General features: G+C 69.4%; 16 protein-coding genes and 2 tRNA genes. 6 read left to right on the top strand and 12 right to left on the bottom strand.

The window, feature by feature from the left end; translation table 11 throughout:
• Nucleotides 1–5: 5 nt before the first annotated feature.
• A complete protein-coding gene (locus HUA75_RS33650; RefSeq protein WP_371746251.1) occupies nt 6–980 on the bottom strand; it encodes a phosphatase PAP2 family protein in 975 nt (324 codons plus the stop codon).
• Nucleotides 977–3,487 carry an MMPL family transporter gene (locus tag HUA75_RS33655; protein ID WP_174488723.1) on the bottom strand — a complete coding sequence of 837 codons (2,511 nt, stop codon included), beginning with the start codon at nt 3,485–3,487 and terminating at the stop codon, nt 977–979. The genes HUA75_RS33650 and HUA75_RS33655 overlap by 4 nt, the downstream gene beginning before the upstream one ends.
• Nucleotides 3,488–3,921: 434 nt before the next feature.
• Here HUA75_RS33655 and HUA75_RS33660 point away from each other — a divergent pair, with 434 nt between their 5' ends.
• The 3 genes from HUA75_RS33660 to HUA75_RS33670 are packed head-to-tail and all read left to right on the top strand — an operon-like array spanning nt 3,922 to nt 7,677.
• Nucleotides 3,922–5,469 carry an aminotransferase class I/II-fold pyridoxal phosphate-dependent enzyme gene (locus HUA75_RS33660; RefSeq protein ID WP_141645869.1) on the top strand — a complete coding sequence of 516 codons (1,548 nt, stop codon included), beginning with the start codon at nt 3,922–3,924 and terminating at the stop codon, nt 5,467–5,469.
• Nucleotides 5,470–5,475: 6 nt separating this feature from the next.
• Nucleotides 5,476–6,657 carry an N-acetyltransferase gene (locus tag HUA75_RS33665; RefSeq protein WP_141645868.1) on the top strand — a complete coding sequence of 394 codons (1,182 nt, stop codon included), beginning with the start codon at nt 5,476–5,478 and terminating at the stop codon, nt 6,655–6,657.
• A gap of 18 nt (nt 6,658–6,675) precedes the next feature.
• Complete coding sequence (locus HUA75_RS33670; RefSeq protein WP_174488724.1) at nt 6,676–7,677, top strand: NAD(P)-dependent oxidoreductase; 1,002 nt, start codon at nt 6,676–6,678, stop codon at nt 7,675–7,677.
• A 74-nt stretch (nt 7,678–7,751) separates the two neighbouring features.
• On the opposite strand, the gene HUA75_RS33675 is transcribed toward HUA75_RS33670, so the two are convergent.
• The 7 genes from HUA75_RS33675 to HUA75_RS33705 all read right to left on the bottom strand — a co-directional run bounded on the left by HUA75_RS33675 (nt 7,752) and on the right by HUA75_RS33705 (nt 13,443).
• Nucleotides 7,752–8,387, bottom strand: coding sequence for a phospholipid-binding protein MlaC (locus HUA75_RS33675; RefSeq protein ID WP_141645866.1), 636 nt, complete (start codon nt 8,385–8,387; stop codon nt 7,752–7,754).
• 54 nt (nt 8,388–8,441) lie between these two features.
• Nucleotides 8,442–10,220 carry a TolC family protein gene (locus HUA75_RS33680; RefSeq protein ID WP_141645865.1) on the bottom strand — a complete coding sequence of 593 codons (1,779 nt, stop codon included), beginning with the start codon at nt 10,218–10,220 and terminating at the stop codon, nt 8,442–8,444.
• Between the two features lie 382 nt (nt 10,221–10,602).
• Nucleotides 10,603–10,675: transfer RNA gene (locus tag HUA75_RS33685), tRNA-Ala, on the bottom strand.
• A 55-nt stretch (nt 10,676–10,730) separates the two neighbouring features.
• Nucleotides 10,731–11,132 (bottom strand): hypothetical protein, encoded by a 402-nt coding sequence (locus HUA75_RS33690; protein ID WP_174455490.1) that lies wholly within the window; start codon nt 11,130–11,132, stop codon nt 10,731–10,733.
• A gap of 56 nt (nt 11,133–11,188) precedes the next feature.
• A complete protein-coding gene (locus HUA75_RS33695) occupies nt 11,189–12,475 on the bottom strand; it encodes an RsmB/NOP family class I SAM-dependent RNA methyltransferase (RefSeq protein ID WP_141645885.1) in 1,287 nt (428 codons plus the stop codon).
• Between the two features lie 114 nt (nt 12,476–12,589).
• The gene (locus HUA75_RS47800) at nt 12,590–13,258 is read right to left on the bottom strand and encodes a response regulator (RefSeq protein ID WP_141645863.1); all 669 of its coding nucleotides are present in this window, start codon (nt 13,256–13,258) and stop codon (nt 12,590–12,592) included.
• Between the two features lie 99 nt (nt 13,259–13,357).
• Nucleotides 13,358–13,443: transfer RNA gene (locus HUA75_RS33705), tRNA-Leu, on the bottom strand.
• A 96-nt stretch (nt 13,444–13,539) separates the two neighbouring features.
• Here HUA75_RS33705 and HUA75_RS33710 point away from each other — a divergent pair.
• The 3 genes from HUA75_RS33710 to HUA75_RS33720 all read left to right on the top strand — a co-directional run bounded on the left by HUA75_RS33710 (nt 13,540) and on the right by HUA75_RS33720 (nt 17,425).
• On the top strand, nt 13,540–14,286 hold the full coding sequence (locus tag HUA75_RS33710; RefSeq protein WP_141645884.1) for a lipopolysaccharide assembly protein LapB: 747 nt from the start codon (nt 13,540–13,542) through the stop codon (nt 14,284–14,286).
• 397 nt (nt 14,287–14,683) lie between these two features.
• Nucleotides 14,684–15,640: a diguanylate cyclase gene (locus tag HUA75_RS33715; protein ID WP_141645883.1), complete on the top strand. Its 957-nt coding sequence runs from the start codon at nt 14,684–14,686 to the stop codon at nt 15,638–15,640.
• Nucleotides 15,641–15,688: 48 nt separating this feature from the next.
• Nucleotides 15,689–17,425 (top strand): response regulator, encoded by a 1,737-nt coding sequence (locus HUA75_RS33720; RefSeq protein WP_174488725.1) that lies wholly within the window; start codon nt 15,689–15,691, stop codon nt 17,423–17,425.
• A 147-nt stretch (nt 17,426–17,572) separates the two neighbouring features.
• Here the strand turns inward: HUA75_RS33720 and HUA75_RS33725 are convergent, their stop codons facing one another.
• From HUA75_RS33725 to HUA75_RS33735, 3 genes are all read right to left on the bottom strand, one after another.
• The gene (locus HUA75_RS33725; RefSeq protein WP_371745615.1) at nt 17,573–18,199 is read right to left on the bottom strand and encodes an HdeD family acid-resistance protein; all 627 of its coding nucleotides are present in this window, start codon (nt 18,197–18,199) and stop codon (nt 17,573–17,575) included.
• 74 nt (nt 18,200–18,273) lie between these two features.
• On the bottom strand, nt 18,274–19,200 hold the full coding sequence (gene miaA, locus HUA75_RS33730) for a tRNA (adenosine(37)-N6)-dimethylallyltransferase MiaA (RefSeq protein ID WP_174488726.1): 927 nt from the start codon (nt 19,198–19,200) through the stop codon (nt 18,274–18,276).
• The gene (locus HUA75_RS33735; protein WP_371746252.1) at nt 19,193–19,981 is read right to left on the bottom strand and encodes a hypothetical protein; all 789 of its coding nucleotides are present in this window, start codon (nt 19,979–19,981) and stop codon (nt 19,193–19,195) included. The genes miaA and HUA75_RS33735 overlap by 8 nt, the downstream gene beginning before the upstream one ends.
• Between the last annotated feature and the right edge of the window lie 11 nt (nt 19,982–19,992).

The following is a 19,992-nucleotide window of genomic DNA, read 5'->3' on the forward strand; positions in this document are numbered from 1 at the left end:
CGGGCTCAGGGGCGCAAGATAGCGTCCACCGGGACGGAACGCGCGGCTCTCTCGCTCTCGCGCTGGCGGGCCGCTCGGGACAGGGCCGCGGACATGCCCACCACCACCATCACCAGCGGCACCGCGCACAAAAGGTCCGTGGCGTAGTGGAAGCGCCCGGCCAGCGTCGCGACGATGAGCCCCAGGCCCGGCAGCAACATCACCCAGAACAGCTTCCGGGAGAACCGCCACGAGTAGAACAGCACCACCAGCGTGGTGCCGGTGTGGCCCGACGGGAAGCAGTCCCGACCGAAGAGGGGCCTGCGCATGATGGAGTCCAGCATCGGCGTCCACGTGCCCTGCAGCGGCCCGCTGAACGCGTCGACCAGGAAGTAGCGCGGCCCCACGGCGGGCACCAGCGAGTAGGCCGAGTAGTTGAGGATGAACAGCAGGCCCAGTCCCAGCAGGTACTCGTCGAACTCCGCCGAGGCGCCCCGCGCCCGGTAGTACAGCCCGATGCCCAGCACCAACGGCCAGACGAAGTGGCCGTAGTAGCAGACCATCAGCACGTCGTTGAGCCACGGCGGCACGACGTGCGCGAGCACCACCGCCGCCTGGAACCCGAAGATGCGCTGGTCCGCCGCCACGAGCTGCGCGTCGCGCAGGAACGGGTTGAGCGTGTCCACCACCGGCGACAGCCACGAGTGCGTCAGCACCGCCACGGGCAGCAACCAGAAGTCGGCGATGACCGTCAACCAGCGCTGGCGAGGGAACCAGGACTCCAACGTCCGCAGCACCAGCGGACCGGCGGCCATGGAGGCGAACAGCCCCGCGTTGGGGATGGCCTGCGGCGCCCAGCGTCCCGGCCCGAGCAGGACAAAGGCCCCGAGCGAGCACGCGATGACGATGATGAGGTCCACCGCCCCCAGCCGGACCTGCACATCACGAGGGCCATTCATGGGGACGGAGCCACGAAAGCTCTGGAAGGTCACGAGACTCACGCCGATTTCCGCTCCCCCGATGGCGCGGTGTCCTGACCGGCCATGTCGAGCTCCAGGCTCCGGACGACAGCACCCTCCCGGGCGACCGAGCCCTGCCTCTCCTTCCAGCGCTCCAGGAGGGCGAGCAGCGCGGGGAAGAAGACCGTGGTCCCCAAGAAGGTGCACACGACCCCAAGTAGCGCAATCTGTCCGATGCTGCGCAATCCCTGGTGGTTGGCCACGAGCAGCGCGCCGTAGCCCGCCGCGTTCGACAGCGTGGCCACCACGGCCGCCAGCCCCGTGTGTCGCACCACCTTGCCGAGCGAGCCGGGGCCCTCCTCCTCGTACCGGTGATACAGGTGGATGGAGTTGTCCACGGCGATGGCCAGGAGATTCGGCAGCACCACGGCGTTGATGAAGTTGAGCTGCACGTCGAACAGGTACATGCCGCCCGCCAGGCACGTCATGCCCAGGAACAGCGGCCCCGTCACCAGCAGCGCGCGCTTCAGGCTGCGCAGACTCAGCAGGATGACGACGAACACCACCGCCGCCGCGGAGCAGAGGATGAGCAGTCCGTCTCCGCGCACCAGCGCGAAGATGCGCGCGGCGATGCGGTTGCTGTCCAGGACGGACATCTCCACGCCCCGCGCCGTCGCCGTCTCCACCACCTGGTCGATCTGCGCGGCCCAGCGCTTCAGGTCGTCGGTGTCGTAGTTGGACACGGAGGGGAACAGCAGCAGGAAGGTGCCCTGGCCGTCGGTGGCCAGGAAGCGACGGCGCACCTCCACGGGCAGCGAGTCCAGGCCGTAGGGCTTCGCTTCCACCATCTGCTCGAAGTCCTTCAGCCGCGGATCCTCGTGCGCCGCCTCGGGCAGCCCCTGCAGCAGCGCCCGGATGCCAGCGATCTCCTTCTCCCGTCGCTCCAGGTCTCCCGGCACCAGGTCGTTCAAGGAGGTGGTGCGCAGGAACACGGAGTCGGCGCCGTTGCGCTGCTTCACCTCCGCGATGACCTGCTCCACCTTCGCCACCTGGGCCAGGTCGTCGACCAGGAAGATGGCCGGGTTGAGCGGCTGTCCCAACTGCTCGGTGACATGGTCATCCAGCCGCGACGCCGGCGAGTCACCCTTCAGCTTGCGCATGTCCGTCTCGAACCCCAGTCGCGGGGCGATGGAGACGGAGAACGCGGCGAAGCCCACCACCAAGAGAGCCAACAGCGCGATGACGGGCGTGGGCCAGCGCTTCCACTCGCGCGCCGGAGCCGGGGGTGCCGCCGACGTGGCGGTCTCCGCCGACGCGGGCGCGCCGTCCTTGCGCGCGGGGCGCAGTCGCTCCGCGATGGCGAGCAGTGATGGTCCCAGCGCATAGGCCGCGATGACGGCGAGCAGCACGCCCAGGCCCGCCAGGAAGCCGAACTGGTTGAAGGCGTGGAACTGCGCCAGGAGCAGCACAAAGAAGGCCGCCGCGTTCGTCACCGCCGAGGTGAGCGCGCCGCTGAACGTGCCGCGCACCGCCGTGGCCAGCGCGTCGCGCGACGAGCGCGTCCGCCGCTCCTCCCAGTAGCGCATGCACAGGTGCACGCCGTACTCGATGCCCAGGCCGATGAGGATGGCGACCAGGAAGCCCGTCACCACGTTGAGGTGGCCGATGGCGAGCTGCGCCACACCGAACGTCACCAGCAGCCCCACGACGACGGGCACGCCGACGACGGCCAGCGCCGCGATGCGTCGCGTGGCCAGCAGGATGAGCCCCACCGCGATGAGCGCGGACAGCATGCCGGCGCGCGACAGGTCGCCCCGCATCACCGCGTCTTCCTCGATGCGGTTCTGGAAGTTGCCCGTGGCCTCCAGCTTCACGGCCGGAAAGCGCTCCGAGGCCAGCGTCCGGCCCGTGCCCATGGCCAGCTCCACGAAGCGGCGAGCGAAGGAGAGATCTCCCGCCGTCCCCATGGGCTTGAGCATGAGGTACACCTCGGTGCCGTCCGCGTTGGCCAGGTACTCGTGCACCGGCGCGTTGGGCGAGTGCTTGCGGGCAATCTCCTCGAACGTGGGCGGAGGGGGCGTGGCTCCCAGGTCGATGTAGAAGGGATTGGCCTGCTGCCGCTCGTAGCGCACCCGCGCCGCCAGTTCCGTGCGCAGCTCCACCAGCTTCTCCGCCGGCAGCAGCAACAGCCCGTGACGACGGAAGAACTCCACGTCGTAGCTGTGCTCGACGTAGCGGACCTCCGGCAGGGCCTCCAGCCGCGATTTCAGCTCGCTCGCGTAAGCCTTCAGCCGCTCCGGCGTGTCCCCCTTCGCGACGATGACCAGGTACCCATCCCCGCCGGCCTTCTGCGACACGCGTGTCAGGTCCTGGACTTCACGGGCTCCCTGGGGAAGCAGTTCCACGAATGAACCACGAAACTCCAACCGCGACGCCAGTGCCATACCGCCCGCGGCGAGCAATGCGCAGATCAGCAGCACGTACCAGGGCCGGGAGACCGCCGTCTGGATGAACCCCTCGAACCACCGTTCCCGCAGAGACCTGGCCACCGTCCACTCCTCGATGAACGCCGGGCATAGCAAATTCCCGGCCATTCGTAGCCCCCCCAAACAACGGGCGGCTGGAAAGCCTTCCGCCGGTCATTCAGGTGCCGCCGGACGTGCAGCCGAGTACACACGGTACTTTCCAGTATCCACTGGAAGACGGTGCGATGCGGCGGGGTGCCACCAAAGCGCCAGTGCTGTCAAGGCACGGGCGTCAAAGGGCCTCTCGCATGGGACTCAAGCGACAGTCCGCGCCTTGACACTGCCTCTCGGCCTCTTTATTCACCGCCCCGCGTCCCCCGAGGGAGGTCGACGGACGCAAGGTTGCCCCCGGCTCGGGAACGAGCCCTGCATGGTGAGTGGCGACCGGAGCGATGCATCCGCCTGACAGGCGACAAACCCTCCCCCGACGCAGACATACAGAAAGACCACAGAACACCATGAGCGACGTCTTCGACAAGTGCAGCAATTGGAAGGACTACCGCATCGCGAAGGCCACCGGCCTCTACCCTTACTTCCGCGTCATCGAGGCGTCGCACGGCGCCACGGAAGTGGAGATCGAGGGCAAGCGGGTGATCATGGTTGGTTCCAACAACTACCTCGGCCTGTCGGCGGATCCGCGCGTGAAGGAAGCGGCGATCAAGGCGACGGAGAAGTTCGGGACGACGTGCTCGGGCTCGCGGTTGTTGAACGGCACGCTGGCGCTGCATGAGGAGTTGGAGGGACGGCTGGCCAAGTTCCTCAACCGCGAGTCGGCGCTGGTCATCTCCACCGGCTTCCAGACGAACCTGGCGCTGGCGTCGATTCTCGGCCGCCACGACATCGTCTTCAGCGACCGGCAGAACCACGCATCCCTGGTGGACGGCATCCGCCTGTCCTTCGCCACCGAGCGCAAGTTCCGCCACAACGACATGGACCACCTGGAGCAGCTCTTGTCCCAGGCGGATCCGAACGCGGGGAAGATCATCATCACCGACGGCGTCTTCTCCATGGAGGGAGACGTCTGCAACCTGCCGCGCATCGTGGAGCTGGCGAAGCAGTACAACGCCCGGGTGATGACGGATGACGCGCACGCCATGGGCGTGCTGGGTGAGAAGGGCCGGGGCACCTCGGAGTACTTCGGCCTGGAGAAGGAGACGGACCTCGTCATGGGGACGTTCTCCAAGAGCTTCGCGTCGCTGGGCGGAGTGCTGTCCGGTCCGTTCGACGTCATCAACTACATCCGCCACAAGTCCCGCTCGGTCATCTTCTCCGCGTCCATGACGCCGGCGTCCATCGCCTCGGCGCTCAAGGCGCTGGAGATCATCGAGGCGGAGCCGCAGCGCCGCGCCCGCCTGCTGGACATCGCGGAGAAGATGCACAACGGCTTCCGCGCCATGGGCTTCGACACCGGCGTGTCGGTGTCGCCCGTGGTTCCGGTGCACATCGGCGACCAGGTGAAGTGCTTCCGCTTCTGGCGCGCGCTGCATGAGGCGGGCGTCTTCGCCAACCCGGTGATTCCGCCGGCGGTGGAGGCGGGCCACGCGCTCATCCGCACCTCGTACATGGCCACGCACACCGACGCGCAGTTGGACCGGGTGCTGGACACCTTCGAGACCATCGGCCGCAAGCTGGGCGTGATTCCGGAGACGCGCCCCACGGTGTACGAGCCGGTGCAGATCGCCCGCCCGGGCACGTCCGTGCGCTCCAACAAGGCGAGCGAGAAGTGGGCGGCGGGCTCCGCCGGCCTGCTCGCGGACAAGGGCGGCATCACCCTGGAGCAGCTGCAGCGCATGTCGTCGCGCGAGGTGGCCGGGAAGATCTTCGACGCGGTGGAGCAGCTCACCTGGCGCGCGGCCAACCTCCAGCCGGAGGACCTGCGTCAGCTGCGCTCCGCGCCCATGAAGCTGTGGGAGAAGCGCGGCACGCTGCCCGGCCTCCTCCTGGAGAAGGGCGCGCACTTCTTCATGCGCAACGGCACCGACGGCAACCCCGCCGAGAGGACCTGATCCCCCATGGCCCTGCCCGCCGAGCCACCCGCGACACAGCCCGCCCTTCCTCCCCTCCCCTTCGACGTCCTGGTGACGCCCGTGCGGGGCGCCGCGGCGCAGATGACGTTCATCCGCTTCCCGGCCTCGCTGTACGCGGGAGACCCCAACTGGGTCCCCCCGCTGGAGATGGAGCGCAAGGACTTCCTGGACCCGAAGAAGAACCCCTTCTTCGAGTATGGCGAGGTGGAGCTGTTCCTCGCCCGGAGGGGCCAGGAGGTGGTGGGCCGCATCGCCGCCATCCGCAACCCACGTCACCAGGAGATTCACGGCACCAAGGAGGGCTTCTTCGGCCTCTTCGAGTGCGTGAATGACGCGGGCGTCGCGCGACTGCTGCTCGACGCGGCGGGGGCATGGCTGAAGCAGCGCGGGCTGGACGCCATGCTCGGGCCGGCCAACTTCTCGTCCAACCAGGACTGGGGTCTGCTCATCGAGGGGCACGACTCGCCGCCGGCCGTGATGATGCCGTACAACCCGCCCTACTACGCGTCGCTCATCGAGGCGTGCGGGCTGGTGAAGGCCAAGGACCTGTTCGCCTACGAGCTGTCCTCGTCCGCGGAGCCGCCGGAGAAGGTGGTGCGCATCGCGGAGAAGATGCGCCAGCGCGAGGGCATCACCGTGCGCGCGGTGAACCTCAAGGACTTCGCCAACGAGGTCGAGCGCATCCGCGACATCTACAACTCGGCCTGGGAGAAGAACTGGGGCTTCGTGCCCTTCACGGACCGGGAGTTCGACCACCTGGCCAAGGACATGAAGACCATCGTCCGGCCGGAGCTGGTGCTCATCGCCGAGGTGAAGGGTGAGCCTGTCGCCTTCTCCATGACGCTGCCGGACGCCAACCACGCGCTCAAGGCCGCCAACGGGCGCCTGACGACGTTCGGCCTGCCCATCGGCCTGGTGAAGCTGGCGCTCGCCTCGCGAAGCATCCGCCGCCTGCGCCTCATCACCCTCGGAATCAAGGAGGGCTACCGGCGCCGAGGGCTGGACGCCATCCTGTACCTGGACACGCTGCGCACCGCGCACCGCCTCGGGTACTCCGGTGGAGAGATCTCCTGGACGCTCGAGGACAACCACCTCGTCAACCGCGCCATCGAGTCGATGGGTGGCCAGCGCTCCAAGGCGTACCGCATCTACCAGCGCCCGCTGTAATCCTCCTGGAGTCTCCTCGTGCGCTTCCTCCTCACCGGTGGCACTGGTTTCATCGGCCATCGGCTCGCGAGCCGCATTGTCGAGCGGGGTGACTCGCTCACGGCGCTCGTGCGCTCCAGCTCTCGTCGCGACGCGCTCGCGGCGCTCGGTGCCCGGTTCGCCGTGGGAGACCTGACGACGGGCGAGGGCCTGGCGGAGGCCGTGCGCGACGTCGACTGTGTCCTGCACCTGGCCGGCGTCACCAAGGCCCGGGAGCCCGCGGGCTACTTCGAGGGCAATGCGAATGGCACCCGCCGCGTCGCGGAGGCCATGGCGTCACTGCCCCGCCCTCCCCGGCTCGTCTACTGCTCGTCGCTGGCCGCCGCCGGGCCGTCCACACCGGAGCGTCCGCGCCGGGAGGAGGACCCTCCGGCGCCCGTCTCCGTCTACGGCCGCAGCAAGCTGGGGGGCGAGGAGGCCGTGCGCGAGCTCGCGGACCGGGTGCCCTCCGTCATCGTCCGGCCCCCCATGGTCTATGGCCCTGGCGACGTGGAGTTCATCCCCTCCGTGATTCCCATGGCGGAGCGAGGGCTGGCGCTCAAGAGCGGCTTCGGGCCCAAGCGCTACTCGCTCATCCACGTCGATGACCTGAACACCGCGTTGCTCGCGGCCGCCGAGCGAGGCCCCACGCTGGACAAGGCCGACCCGGCGCGCGGCGTGTACACCGTCTCCGATGGACGCGAGTACACCTGGGAAGAGCTGTGCGCGGCGGTGGCCCATGCGCTGGGCCTCAAGGCCCCCACCGTGCTGCCCGTGCCCGACAGCGTGGGCTACATGATTGGCCTGGGGTCCGAAGTCATCGCCCGGCTGCGCGGAATCACCCCCATCCTCAACCGCGACAAGGTGCGGGAGATGACCGCCGCGGCGTGGACCTGCACCACCGAGCGCGCCTCGCGTGAGCTGGGCTTCCTGCCCACCATTGCCCTGGCCGACGGGCTCGTCGGGACCCTCGCGTCGTACCAGCAGATCGCGCGCACCTGAAAAGACGAAGGCCGAGGCCCCTCGCGTGGGAGCCCCGGCCTGGAGTGCTTCGGTGACGCGGGGTTCGCGTCAGCTCACTTCGTCGGACCCGCCGAGCCGCCCGTCGCCGAGCCCGTTGCGCCCGTGGAGCCCTTGGCCGAGTTGGCCGCGTTCTCCTTCTCGAGCTGCGCCCGCTTGGTCTTCAAGGTGGAGAGCAGGCCGTCGAAGCCCTTGGTGCTCAGCAGCTTCTGGAACTGGCCCTTGTACGTGTCCACGAGGGACACCTCGTCGGTGACGACGTCGTAGATGCGCCAGTCGCTCTTGGCGCTGGGCTTGTACAGGCGGTAGTCGACGGGAATCTGGTCCTTCTTGAGGGTGAGCGTCGTGTTGACGGTGGCCTCGGTGCCCTCGATGGACTCCTTGCCGTACTTCACTTCGGCCTGGGCCTGGCCAATGGCCTTCTGGGCATAGGAGGCGCGCAGGAGCCCCGTCATCGTCTCGGAGAAGTCCTTGCGCTGGGCGGGCGTGAGCGTGGCCCACGTCTTGTCTCCGAGGGCGCGCTTCGCCAGCTCCTGGAAGTCGACGAACTTCTCGACGACGCTGGCGAGGGATTCAACGGTGGCGCCGGGAGCGTTGGCGGCCTTCTGGACATCCGCGTTCCCGGACTTGACGACCGAGAGGGGACCAGGCGCCGCGGCGATCAGGGTGGCGGCAAGCAGGGAAGCAATCATGGCTTTTCGACTCCGTGAAGGAGGACGGTACAGCGGACAGACGCGGCGCCCCGATTATTCACCTGGGGCGGGTGGCGTCCCCGTGACTCGGGCGAGGGCCGCCATTCCCAACCGGACGTCGAACCAGCTCTTCGACCGGTCGCCTGTAACCTGCGCATAGGCCGTGAAGGCGTCCACCAAATCGCGCGTTTCGCCCGTCCCCAGGTCGAAGGCGGCGAACGCGGAGGTGACCCAGCGACGCGCGCTCTTCTCCGCGTCCGTATACGCCCGGGCCCGAGACCACGCGGCCACCAGCTCGCCATGCACCTTCGCCACTTCCAGGCGGATGCCGGCGCGAATCTGTTTCTCCTGGGCGCGCAGCTTGTCGAGCTCCGCCCGCGCCTGATCCAACTGCGCGTCCTTGATGGGGATGTCGAACGTCCCCCGCACCACCAGGCCGAGGCCCGCGGTGCGATCATTGTACGGGTCATACGCGAAGGGGCTGCGCTGCCGGGTGGCGCTGCTGGTGAACCGCACGTCGTAGAACCCCGCGAGCCCCAGGTCCGGGAAGTAGCTCCGTTCACGGATGAGCACTTCGGACTCACGCGCGACGATGCCCGCGGCGATAGCGGTGAACTCCGGCCGGTACTGATCGGCCAACGCCAGCGCCCGCTCCAGCGAGGGCGGCTGCACCTCCGCTTCGGGCGCCAGCTCTTCTTCTACGACGTCGACCGCCGCACCGGGGGCGGCGTTGGCCAGCACGCCGATGGCGGTCAGCGCGAGCGCGCGCCCTTGAATCGCCTCGGCCTTCTTGGCCTCGACGATCTGCCGGAAGAAGCGGACCTTGTACGTGTCCACCTGGGTCACCTGGGGTGACTCCTCCTTCAGGAGCGCGGCGATGCGCTCGGCGGCGTCCTCCAGTCGCTTGGAGACCTCCTCGAGCTGCTGCACCCCGGAGCGCGCAAGCTGGTAGCTGAAGTACGCCTGCGCGGCCTGGAAGCCCGCCTCGTCCTGGGCCCGCTCGCGCAGCGCGGCGCCGAGGATGGGGCCCTGCGCGCCCGCCTTCTCCAGCGCGGTCAGCTTGCCGAACGTGTAGAGCGGCAGCACCGCGTTTCCCGAGGAGAACACCGTCACGCCGACCTTGCCGAGGTTCCAGTCGCCTTCGTAGGACGCCTCGGTCGTGGGCGGGCCGCCGACGCCGTCATTGCGCGCCTCGGGCACCGGGCCTCCCGCGCCCACGGAGATCTCGAACTTGGGGAACCAGGCCCACTTCGCCTGCTTGTAGAGCGCCTGGAACTTGCGCAGCTCCGCGCTCGCCTCCTCCACGCGGGAGTCCGTCGCGCGCGCCCGTTCCACCAACTGCCCCAACGTCAGGGGCGCGGCCTTGGCGGGCGGGGCGTCCGCATCCGGCACCTGCGCCACGCCCTCCTTGGCCTGCTGCGCCTCGCGCGCGGTCTCTCGCATGGGCGCCGGAGACACCGTGCGCCCCCCGGAAGGGTTGGTGGAGGTATCCACCGTCTCGGGCGCAATCGTCGGCGGACCTGGAGGAAGCGTGGTGCCTCCCGTCGAGCCCGTCGACGTGGCGGGAGCCTGCGGCGCGGCGGCGCCAGGCGTCGGCGTTCCCGTGCTCGGAGTGGGAGTGGGCGTGGGGCTTCCCGTCGTCCCGGTTCCCGTCCCGGACTGACCGCTGCCGGTGGTCCCCGTCGTCCCCGGCGTCGAGCTGCCCGAGGTCCCCGTCGTTCCCGGCGTCGAGCCACCGCCCTGCCCCGCGGAGCCTGGCGTGAGCTGGGCGGCCGACAGCCCACCCGCGAGCACCAGCGCCACTGCCACGCCTCGATCCAGGTGTCTGCGCATTGCTCGGCCTCTCGCGGGCCCCCATATCCGAGAAGCCCGCGACGTCGCAGCATCTTCCTTCGCCAGGGCACAGTCACCGACCAACTTCGTCGGCTGTCGAGAGTCCTCGTCCATCGCGTCCCCATGTCCCCGTGCCGCGCCACAGTGAGTAGCGTCGAAGGGGCCACGTTCACCACGTCGCGACATCGCCGAGACCTCGAATCGTGCTTGGAAGAATGCGGAGGACGGGACGCCAGCGCGGAGCAGCACCGGGGAGTCGTCGGTCACGCACCCAAGGAAGCCGCGTGAGGCCCGGCGCGAAACCGGGGCCATCGCTCGCGACCGCCCATCGGAAATGAAAAAGGCCCGCCAGGTTTCCCGGGCGGGCCTTTCTACTTCAGAGTGGAGCTAACCGGGATCGAACCGGTGACCTCTTGAATGCCATTCAAGCGCTCTCCCAGCTGAGCTATAGCCCCGTCTTTTGCTGCTGGCCGCCTTGGGTTGCGGCCCGACGTCGAAAGTGGGTGCCTTCTACCGTTTCTTGTTCCCAGGGCCAAGAACTGTTTGAGGCTTCGGTGCGTTTTTTCCAACCTTCAACCGCTCGGCGACTTCCTCACCTTCCCGAAGGATATCGGTGAGCTCGCGAGCATGCGCCTCGGCTGCCTGCTCGGCCGCTTCGATGGCCTTGAGCGCGGACGCGAAGCCCGCGGGAAGCTCCAGCCTGCCCTTCTGGATCTGCCGGTAGACCAGGTCGCCGAGCTCCTTGAGAGCACGGTCCTTCTGGTCCTTCAGCACTGTGGCCCTGGCGTTCGCGCGGGCCAGGTCGGTGTTGCGCTCCACCGCCTCGCGCAGCTGCGCCAGACGGGCCTGCGCCGCCTGGAAGGCCTCGTTGATCTGCTTCACCACCTCGGACTGCTTCGCGTCGGCCGCCACGTGGGTGACACCCCTTGAAGAACCAATACTGGCGTAGCGTGTGGGCTCGTGGACTGTCAACCCTGCCCCGTCGTCCGGCGCAGCCTCGCGGCGAAGAACCCGCCCCCTGGCACCTTGGGTGGCAGGGACTTGAGGTACGGCCCGTGGGCCGCCAGCGCGGCCCGTTCCGCTCCGAGCACGTCCGAGACAGGCTCCAGGGTGAACTCCGGATGTTTCGCCAGGAAGCCCTCGACCACGGCCTCGTCCTCGTCCGGCAACACCGAGCAGGTGGCGTAGACGATGAGCGCTCCGTGCTTCGCCTGCCGGGAGACCTCCTCCAGCAGCTCGGACTGCGTCGTCTGGTACTTGGCGATCTCCTGCGCGGTGAGCTTCCACTTCTGATCCGGCTCGCGCGCCAGTGAGCCCGTGCCGCTGCACGGCGCGTCGATGAGCAACACGTCCGCGTCGGACAGGGGCAAGGGATGCGGGAAGGCCACCTGCCGCAGCGAGAAGTGACGCACCCGCTCACGCGCCTCGGCCAGCCGGCGCCGGGAGCGGTCTCCCGCGAGCACCCGGCCCGAGGGACCGACGAAGTCCGCCAGCGCCAGCGTCTTGCCGCCCGCGCCCGCACAGACATCCGCGACGGTGAGGCCCGTCAGCGAGCCGCCCACCGGACGGCAGACCTCCGAGATGAGCTGGCTGCCCACGTCCTGAACTTGAAGTCGCCCCGTCTTCATCATCCGCGTCTCGAAGACGCGATGGCTCGCATCCACCACGCGCACCGCGTCCGGAGCGGCGAGCACCGCCTCCGCCGCGACGCCCTCCTCCACCAGCGCCGCCAGGACTTCATCCCGCGTGCCCGGAGGCCTGACGCGGAAGTGCAGGCCGGGCTCCTCGTCGAGCGACGACAGCAGTCCCTCCAGCGTGGCTTCATCCGGGTACGCCTGCGCCAGCTTCTGCACCAGCCAGTTGGGGAACGAGTACCGCATGGCGAGCCGCTCCGCGTGGGAGTCCGGCAGCGGCGCCTCGGGCAGCTCCGACTCCACCACCTTCTGGAGCACCTCGTCCTTCAGGGTGCGCGGCCTCATGGGGCCCGGCAGTCGCACCTCCGGGCCGATGCGCGCCCAGGTCTCACCACAGAAGATGCGCCGCCATAGCGCGTACCGCACCAGGGCCTGGTCCTCCACCATCACCAGTTTGCCCGGCGGGTGGCCCAGGAGCTTCGCCGCCAGGTCCAACAGGCGCTGATGACGGGACAGCTCGCGAACGACGAGCGCGGCGAAGCGCCGCTCCTGGCCTCCGAGCCCATCCGCGTCCCGCAGGGCATTGGCCAGCGCGGCCTTCAGCGGATCTCCCCGCAGCACCGCGATGTGCGCTTCCAGCGCCGCCGTCGCCGCCCTCCGCGAGGGACGACCGAGACGTGCCGCATCATGCGGAGTTGTAGGCCAAACAGTGTCCACGGGTGCCAACCTGCCCTTTCAACCGTCCAGGCCGAGCGTGATGACGAGACACCCGGTGGGCGTGCGCACCTCGGGCGTTTCATCCGCACCCACGAAGAACGTCGCCGGGGCCACGAAGCGTGTCCCCTCGATCTCCAGCTCGCCCTCCAGCAACAGGGCCGCCTCCCGCCCACGAGGCCGGGCCGACCAGGCCCACTGCCCCGCCGCCGCCAGCCGCACCCAGATGGCGCCCGCCGCCTTGCCGCCCGGCGAGGCCAGGTGCACACCCGGCGCGCACTCCACCCAGTCACTCTCGGAGGGAACCTGGCCCCTCGAGGCCAGCTCCACGTTCCGGTGCACGGCCAGGAAGCGCTCCACCAACCCGAGGATGTCCTCGATCTGGAAGGGCTTCACCAGGACGCCATCCGGGACGAAGGGCCTCAGGGCCCGCGCCACTTCCTCCGGAGACGCCGCGCTGACGATGGCCACCGCCTGGCGCCCCTTCCGGGCCGCCTCCAGCACCGAGCGCCCGCCTGACTCTCCGCCGCCGATGCGCAGGTCCGTGACGACGAGGTCGAAGCGCTCCTGGCCGAGGGCCGCCAGCGCCGAGCTCACTTCGCCGACCGAGCGCACCTCCGCCAGGTCGGAGATCAGCTCACCCATGCCTTCCCGGAGGCTCGCGTCGTCCTCGACCAGCAGAACCTTCATCTCGGGGTATCTCCAACGCCCCTGACCGGAGCACGTCCTCCACGGTCCCAGGCGGGGGAACCGGCGATGCCCTGCCAGTCACCCACCCCATTCGGGAAGTGGCCCTCCCCGGACTCGAACCGGGACGCGGGGTCAGCCGCAGCGGATTTTGAGTCCGCCTCGTCTACCAATTTCGACAGAGGGCCGTTTGTTACGGAAGCGGCCAGACGTATACCGCGACGGTCGCCCGTATGCATCCGAAGATTGCGGTGCCGGACGCACATCGCTATGAGGGCCCCCGCATGTACAACCTGCTCATCTCGCTGGCAGTGGGAATCGTGGTCGCGCTGCTGGTGAAGTTCGCCGGCTTCTCCATCTGGGCGGGCCTGGTGCCCGGCCTCATCGCCGCACTCGGTACCTTCATCTTCCTGGCCCGGCGGGTCGCCACCCGCATCCAGGCACTCATGACGACGGTGCAACAGGACCTCCAGTCCCAGCCCACCAGTCAGAAGGACGCGCAGGGCCGGGTCGACCGGGCCGTGAAGACGCTCGAGAAGGGACTCGTCTATGACAAGTGGCAGTTCATGGTGGGTCCGGAGATTCACGCGCAGATCGGGATGCTGAAGTACATGGTGAAGGACCATGACGGGGCGCAGGCGGCCTTCAGCAAGGGCAGCTCCCGCAACTACATGGCGAAGGCCATGGAGGGTGCCCTGCGCTACCAGCGCAAGGACTTCGCGGGGATGAAGACCGCCTTCGAGTCCGCCACCAAGAGCGGGAAGAAGGAAGCCATCGTCTGGGCCGTCTACGCCTGGTGCCTCCTGCAGAACAAGGAGAAGGACGAGGCCCTCAAGGTGCTCGGCCGCGGCGTGGAGGAGAACCCGAAGGACGAGAAGCTCAAGGCCAGCCTCGCCCAGCTCCAGAACGACAAGCGGCTGAAGATGAAGCCCTACGAGCCGCTGTGGTGGCAGTTCGGGCTCGAGGCCCCGCCGACGATGCCTCCCATGGGCGGTGGTGGACGCCGCATGCAGTTCGTTACCCGACGTTGATCCCAGGAGCGAGGGGGGCGTGCGCGCCCTCCTTCGCCCGGGAATTCCTACCGCCTCCCCTACCCTGACGCTGGAACGACTTCCGATCCGCCTTCTTTGCGAGGAAGCGTTCGCATCGCAACCCCCTGAAATGACTCCCGGCCGCATGCCTGCTCCAAGGGCATGCTGCTTGCTCTTCGCCCACGCGCGCCGACGGGGATGACACCCGCCGCGCACAGCAGTCGGGCCTGGCGGCCGGAGGTCTCGGGTGAAGGTTGCGGGTGGGGATGGGTGCTCGCAGGACCGGGCGGTGGCGGATGCGCGTGGGGCGCAGGGGCGGCGAGAGCACCTGGTGGGGCGTGGCATCCGAGACCTCTGGACCGCGAATCATCGGGAGATCAACGAAGCGGAGAGGTTCATGCAACGGCGAGGGCGCACCTCGGAGCGGTCCCTCCTCCTGGTCATCGAGGATGACGCGAGCGTGTTGGAGAGCCTGTCGGACCTGCTCGCCTCGCGCTTCGATGTCCTGGGCGCGGCGGATGCGGGCGTGGGGCTGGAGTTGGCGAGCGAACATCGTCCCGACCTGGTGCTCCTGGACAGATTCCTGCCCAGCGGGGATGGGCTGGCGGTGTTGGAAGCGCTGCAGCGGGACTCCCGCACGGAGTCGACGCCGGTCATCTTCCTGACCGGGGACGCGGACGAGGCCACCCTGGAGCGCTGCCTGGAGATGGGGGCGGTGGACTTCATCCACAAGCCGGCGAGCGCGAGGGAGCTGATGGCACGGATCGACCGGGCGCTGCGGCAGAGCGAACAGCAGCGGCGGCTTCAGATCCTCGCCCAGACGGATGCCCTCACGGGGCTGGCGAACTTCCGGGCGCTCACCGTGCGGCTGGAAGAGGAGCTGCGCCGGGCCCAGCGCTACGGCTACCCGCTCAGCGTGGTGGTCATCGACCTGGACCACCTCAAGGCCATCAACGACGGGATGGGGCACGACGTGGGCAACCGAGCCATCCTCGCGTTGGCCAACCAGCTCAAGGGCAATCTGCGCGAGTCGGACTTCGCGGCGCGCTTCGGCGGCGACGAGTTCGTGGCGCTCCTTCCCCACCAGACGGCGCTGGAAGCGGCGGTGTTCGCCGAGCGCATCCGCACCGGGCTGCATTCCGTCGGCGTGCAGAAGAGCGACGGCCGCCCTGCTTCCTTCGGGTTGAGCGTGAGTGTCGGCATCGCCGACCACACATTGGAAACACCCCGGGACGATACGGATGCGCTGATGAAGGCGGCGGACGCGGCCCTCTACGAGGCCAAGCGCGAAGGGCGTGACCGGGTCGTGGTGTTCGGCCGTCCGGCGCTCGCGCCGCCCGTGCAACGACACTGAGCGCGGGGCGGGACGAAGCAGGCGACGGCGGGAAGCTAGAGGGCGCGGATGATTCTGGGCAACAGGCTGACGAGCGGTTCGAGGGTGGCGGTCGTCGGGGGCGGTATCGCGGGGGCGGGGCTGGCGGCCTCGCTGCTCTTCAACGGCAGGGCACGGGGGCTGACGCTCGATGTGCGCGTCTACTCCGGGGGACTGTCCGAGCGCACCGCGCCTCCCGCGGTGCTGACACCCGAGTGTCGCTCTCGCCTGGCCGCGCTGGGCTGTCGCATCCCCACCGAGTGGCGCGCGCACGAGCTGCGGGGCGTGGAGATCATCGCCGAGGGACGTCGCGAGCTGCTGACCGCCTCCCCTGGTGGCCTCTGGGTGGTGGACGGCTGGCCCCAGGGAGAAGGAGGACTGGCCCAGGTGCGTGACGTGCTGGCCACGGCGGCCAGCGCCCAGGGCGCACGGTTCCTCGAGCGGCATGTGGACCGGGTGGAGCGTCAACCCGCGGCCCCGGATGCTCCCGCGTCCGTGCGAGGCGCCGGGCCGCTGGTGGTCCGAGCGCAGGGAGGCGGAGAGCGCTTCCATGCGGTGGCCCTGGCCGGTGGCGCGGGGCCGATGATGGGTGACGCGTTCTTCCCGGGCTTCCGCCCCGCGCCCACGGTGGCGGCCGTGCAGGCACGGCTGCGGCACGCTTCGCCGCGGCTGGAGATCGCCCCCGTGGCTCGGCTGTGGGTGGCGCCGCTTCCGACGGTGGATGGGCTGTTCCTCCTGCCGGGCGCGGACTCTGTCTATGCGCTGGCCTTTGGCCCCTCGGTGACGCCGGCCGACCTGTGCCAGGCGCTGATGATGGCCGCCCGCGATGGACTGCTGGAGGAAGGGTTCGAGCTGGCCGCGCTGGAGACGACCCGGTTGCCCTACGGGCCGGGGCGCACGCTGGTGGCGCCGGGACAGATCGCCGTGGGCCCCGCCGCGTTCGGACATCCGCTCCAGGTGGGGCTGTCGGAGACGCTGGCCTCGTGCAGCCGGGCGGCGGTGGCGCTGCTGGATGGAGGGTTGGATGGCTCGGCCCTGGAGCGTCGCTACGTCCGCGAGGGCCTGTGCGAGTTGATGGAGGACGCGGCGGCCGGAGCCCGCGCGGCGTCGTGGCTGCGGCGCGCCGGGAAGCGAGCGCCTGGGGCCTTCGTCGCGGCGAAGGGACGGCGCACGTCGTCCGGTGTCTACGGGGGTGGAGTGCTGGGCCTGAGTGCTCCCACGCCGCTGGCCCTGTTGGGGGCGGTGCGCTGGGCGGGCCTGCGTGAGGTGGTGGGCTCCTGGCTGCGCACGACGATGGAGCCCGTGCCCATGGCGGTGCCGGAGTTGGAGCCCGACTTGTACTACGTCGTGGACGATGACCCCGACGCGCGTGAGGCGCTGACGGCGCTGCTGGAGAGCACGGGCGCCAAGGTGGTGTCGTTCGCGGACGAGCTGGCGCTGTTCTGCGCCGTGGCGCGACGGCCGCCCACGGCCATCATCCTCGATGTCGTGCTGCACTGGGTGGACGGGCTGCGCTTGTGCGAAGGTCTGAAGCAACATCCCCTCACGCGAAGCACGCGCGTGGTGGTGATGAGCGGCTTGAATCGTCCGCACGTTCGCCAGAGAGCGCTCGACGCGGGGGCCGAGGCCTTCCTGCCCAAGCCCGTGGATCCGGAGCGACTGCTGCGCATCCTCACCGGCCGGTTGGCCTCGCCCAGCACCACGGCTGACGCGACGACGCGACAGCCGACCGATGCGGGTGGTTCGGACCGCTACGCCGCTTCCTAGGGAGCTGTGCTCGGCACGGTGCCTTTCAGTCCACCGTGCCCGCACCGGGGCGTGACGGGGCGACGCGCGCGCGACGCCGCACGCCAACGAGGAAGGGCACGGGGCCTCCTGGCCGCCGTGCCCCTCGTTCGTTCCGCGAGCGCCCGCTTACGTGGCGATGCGACGCAGGCCTCGGCGCAGTTCCAGCGAGCCGGCCATGAGCGCGATGCCACGCATGAGGATGGAGATACCCACCAGGGTACCCACCAGCCACACGGCGGAGACCGGCCACTGCGCCATGACGATGACACCCAGGGCGATGGAGATGGCGCCATAGGCGCAGTCCCAGCCCCACTGGGGATACCGGTCCATCAGCGAGGTCACCACGTGGAAGAGGCCGCTGGCGAAGAAGTAGCCAGCAAGCAGGAGTGTCAGCGCCCCCAGGCCCGCCGCCGGATACACGAGCACGAAGAAGCCCACCACGGTGGAGAGCACGCCGCTCAGCAGATAGAGCCAGAAGGGCCCGCCGGCCTTGCGGACACGGAACGAGGAGACAATCTCCGCGATGCCCGTTCCGGCCAGCAACGCGCCAAAGAGGATGACGGAGACCAGGCTCGTGAGGAACGAGGCCCCCAGCGCGACGAAGCCGAGGACGGCCATCAAGAGCCCCAGGACGAATGGCGGTCCCCATGCCGCTGAGGCGGCCTTGCTTCTGTCACCTGTCGCGGGTTCACGTTTGTAACTGGTGTCCATGTCGGTCCGCCTCCCTTGGAGGAAAGATTCAGCGGCGAACATGGGTGCCTTGGAGCACGGAGACAACAGCCTCACTTCCCGCTCCTCCCCTCCCCGCCCCTCCCTGGAGGGTGACTTCAGCCCGGTGCGCTCGGCGTGCTCTCGCGCAGGGAGGCATACGGGGGCTGGATGAAGACGGCGCCCGGCTCCTTGCGGAACCAGGTGAGCTGGCGCTTGGCGTACCGTCGCGTCTCCTGCGCGGTGTCTCGAATCGCCTCGTCCACGGACAGGCGGCCCTCCACCACCGCACGTGCCTGCACGTAGCCCACGCTTCTCATCGGGGCGGCATCACCCAGGCCTCGCTCCAGATGTGCCCGGGTTTCCTCCACGAGCCCGGACGCGAACATGGCCTCCGTGCGCGCGTTGATGCGGCCGTACAGCTCCTCTCGCAGCGGGTCCAACACGTAGAACCGGAAGGGATACCGGTCCGGAGCGAACGCATGGGCCTTGCGGAACTCGGAGGCGGGCACGCCCGTTTGCGCGTGGATCTCCAGCGCGCGGACCACTCGCACCAGGTCTTGAATGGGCAGCTTCGCCGCGGTCTCCGGGTCCACTTCCGCCAGCCGGCGATGGACGGCCTCGCGCCCCTGTTCCGCCGCGAGCGCATCCATTTCCGCGCGCAGCTCCGGGAGCGCTCCCGGGGCGTCCACCACGCCGTGAAGCAGGATGCGCAGATACAGCCCCGTGCCTCCCACGACGACCACGGGCCGACCGCGTCCGGTGATGTCAGCGATGGCCGCGTCCGCTCGACGCTGGTACTCGGCGGCGGAGAAGGTCTCCATCGGGTCCACCACGGACACGAGGTGATGCGGCACCTCGGCCAGCTCCTCCGTCGAAGGCTTCGCCGTGCCGACGTCGAAGTGCCGGTACACCTGTTGCGAGTCCGCGCTGACGATCTCCCCACCCAGGCGACGCGCCACCTCGATGGCGAGCGACGTCTTCCCGGACGCCGTCGGCCCGGCCAGCACCGTCAACGTCGGTCTCCCCTCCTGTGCCTCACCCATGTCCCGACACTCCCAGGGCCTCACGCACCACGGTGGCGGCGGACGCATCTCGCGAGAACACCAGACGCACCGGCTCCACGTCCGACAGCAACCTCCCCGCCGAGGAGAGCAGCGCACCGCGTCCCTCGGAGGACGCCTCCGACAACAGCGCATTGTGCACCAGCACCCGGCCCACGTCCCCGGCACGCTGTCGCTCCCAGCGCGAGTTCGAATCCCAGGCCAACGTCCCCACTGCGCGCAGCCGGGCCTCACGTGGGAACCCGAGGTTCCACGGCGTCCCCGCTGCTCGCCATGAGCCCTCCATCGCATCGGGCCAGACCGCCACCAGCTCATCCGAGAGCAGCGCCTCGCCCGCGTCCATCCACAGCCCACCCAGGGTGCTCTTGCCCGCGCCCGAGTGCCCCGTGAAGAGCGCCGCCGCGTCGCCATGCACGAGCGCCACGCCATGCACCAACAGGCCACCGCGACGCGCCAACTCCTCCGCCAGCATCACCCGCAGCACCACCTCCACGGGGAAGCGACCCGCGCCGACCACCTCACCACGGAGGCCGTCCGCGTCGAGTCTCGCCGAGTAGTCCTCCCCTTCCAGTCGGAGAGAGCCATCCTGCTCGCGCCAGGGTCGGGGCAGTTCGCGGGTCGTCGGCTCGGGGCGGGCCACGGAGGGGGCCGCGACGCGCAGCCGGCAGACTCGGACACCGGCCGAGGGTGGAGCAATGACGAAGCCCACCAGGGAGCGGTGCAGCAGCTCCCGTACACGGGAGTCTGGCACCTGGAGGCCCACGGTCCATCCAG

It is taken from the genome of Myxococcus sp. CA040A (assembly GCF_013336725.1).
Taxonomy (GTDB): domain Bacteria; phylum Myxococcota; class Myxococcia; order Myxococcales; family Myxococcaceae; genus Myxococcus; species Myxococcus llanfairpwllgwyngyllgogerychwyrndrobwllllantysiliogogogochensis.

What these genes read in the sequence shown, in the direction of transcription:
- HUA75_RS33665 (WP_141645868.1), top strand. Translation starts at nt 5,476, where the DNA reads ATGGCCCTGCCCGCCGAGCCACCCGCGACACAGCCCGCCCTTCCTCCC.
- miaA (WP_174488726.1), bottom strand. Translation starts at nt 19,200, where the DNA reads ATGGGTGAGGCACAGGAGGGGAGACCGACGTTGACGGTGCTGGCCGGG.
- HUA75_RS33675 (WP_141645866.1), bottom strand. Translation starts at nt 8,387, where the DNA reads ATGATTGCTTCCCTGCTTGCCGCCACCCTGATCGCCGCGGCGCCTGGT.
- HUA75_RS33710 (WP_141645884.1), top strand. Translation starts at nt 13,540, where the DNA reads ATGTACAACCTGCTCATCTCGCTGGCAGTGGGAATCGTGGTCGCGCTG.
- HUA75_RS47800 (WP_141645863.1), bottom strand. Translation starts at nt 13,258, where the DNA reads ATGAAGGTTCTGCTGGTCGAGGACGACGCGAGCCTCCGGGAAGGCATG.
- HUA75_RS33660 (WP_141645869.1), top strand. Translation starts at nt 3,922, where the DNA reads ATGAGCGACGTCTTCGACAAGTGCAGCAATTGGAAGGACTACCGCATC.
- HUA75_RS33715 (WP_141645883.1), top strand. Translation starts at nt 14,684, where the DNA reads ATGCAACGGCGAGGGCGCACCTCGGAGCGGTCCCTCCTCCTGGTCATC.
- HUA75_RS33680 (WP_141645865.1), bottom strand. Translation starts at nt 10,220, where the DNA reads ATGCGCAGACACCTGGATCGAGGCGTGGCAGTGGCGCTGGTGCTCGCG.
- HUA75_RS33725 (WP_371745615.1), bottom strand. Translation starts at nt 18,199, where the DNA reads ATGTTCGCCGCTGAATCTTTCCTCCAAGGGAGGCGGACCGACATGGAC.
- HUA75_RS33720 (WP_174488725.1), top strand. Translation starts at nt 15,689, where the DNA reads ATGATTCTGGGCAACAGGCTGACGAGCGGTTCGAGGGTGGCGGTCGTC.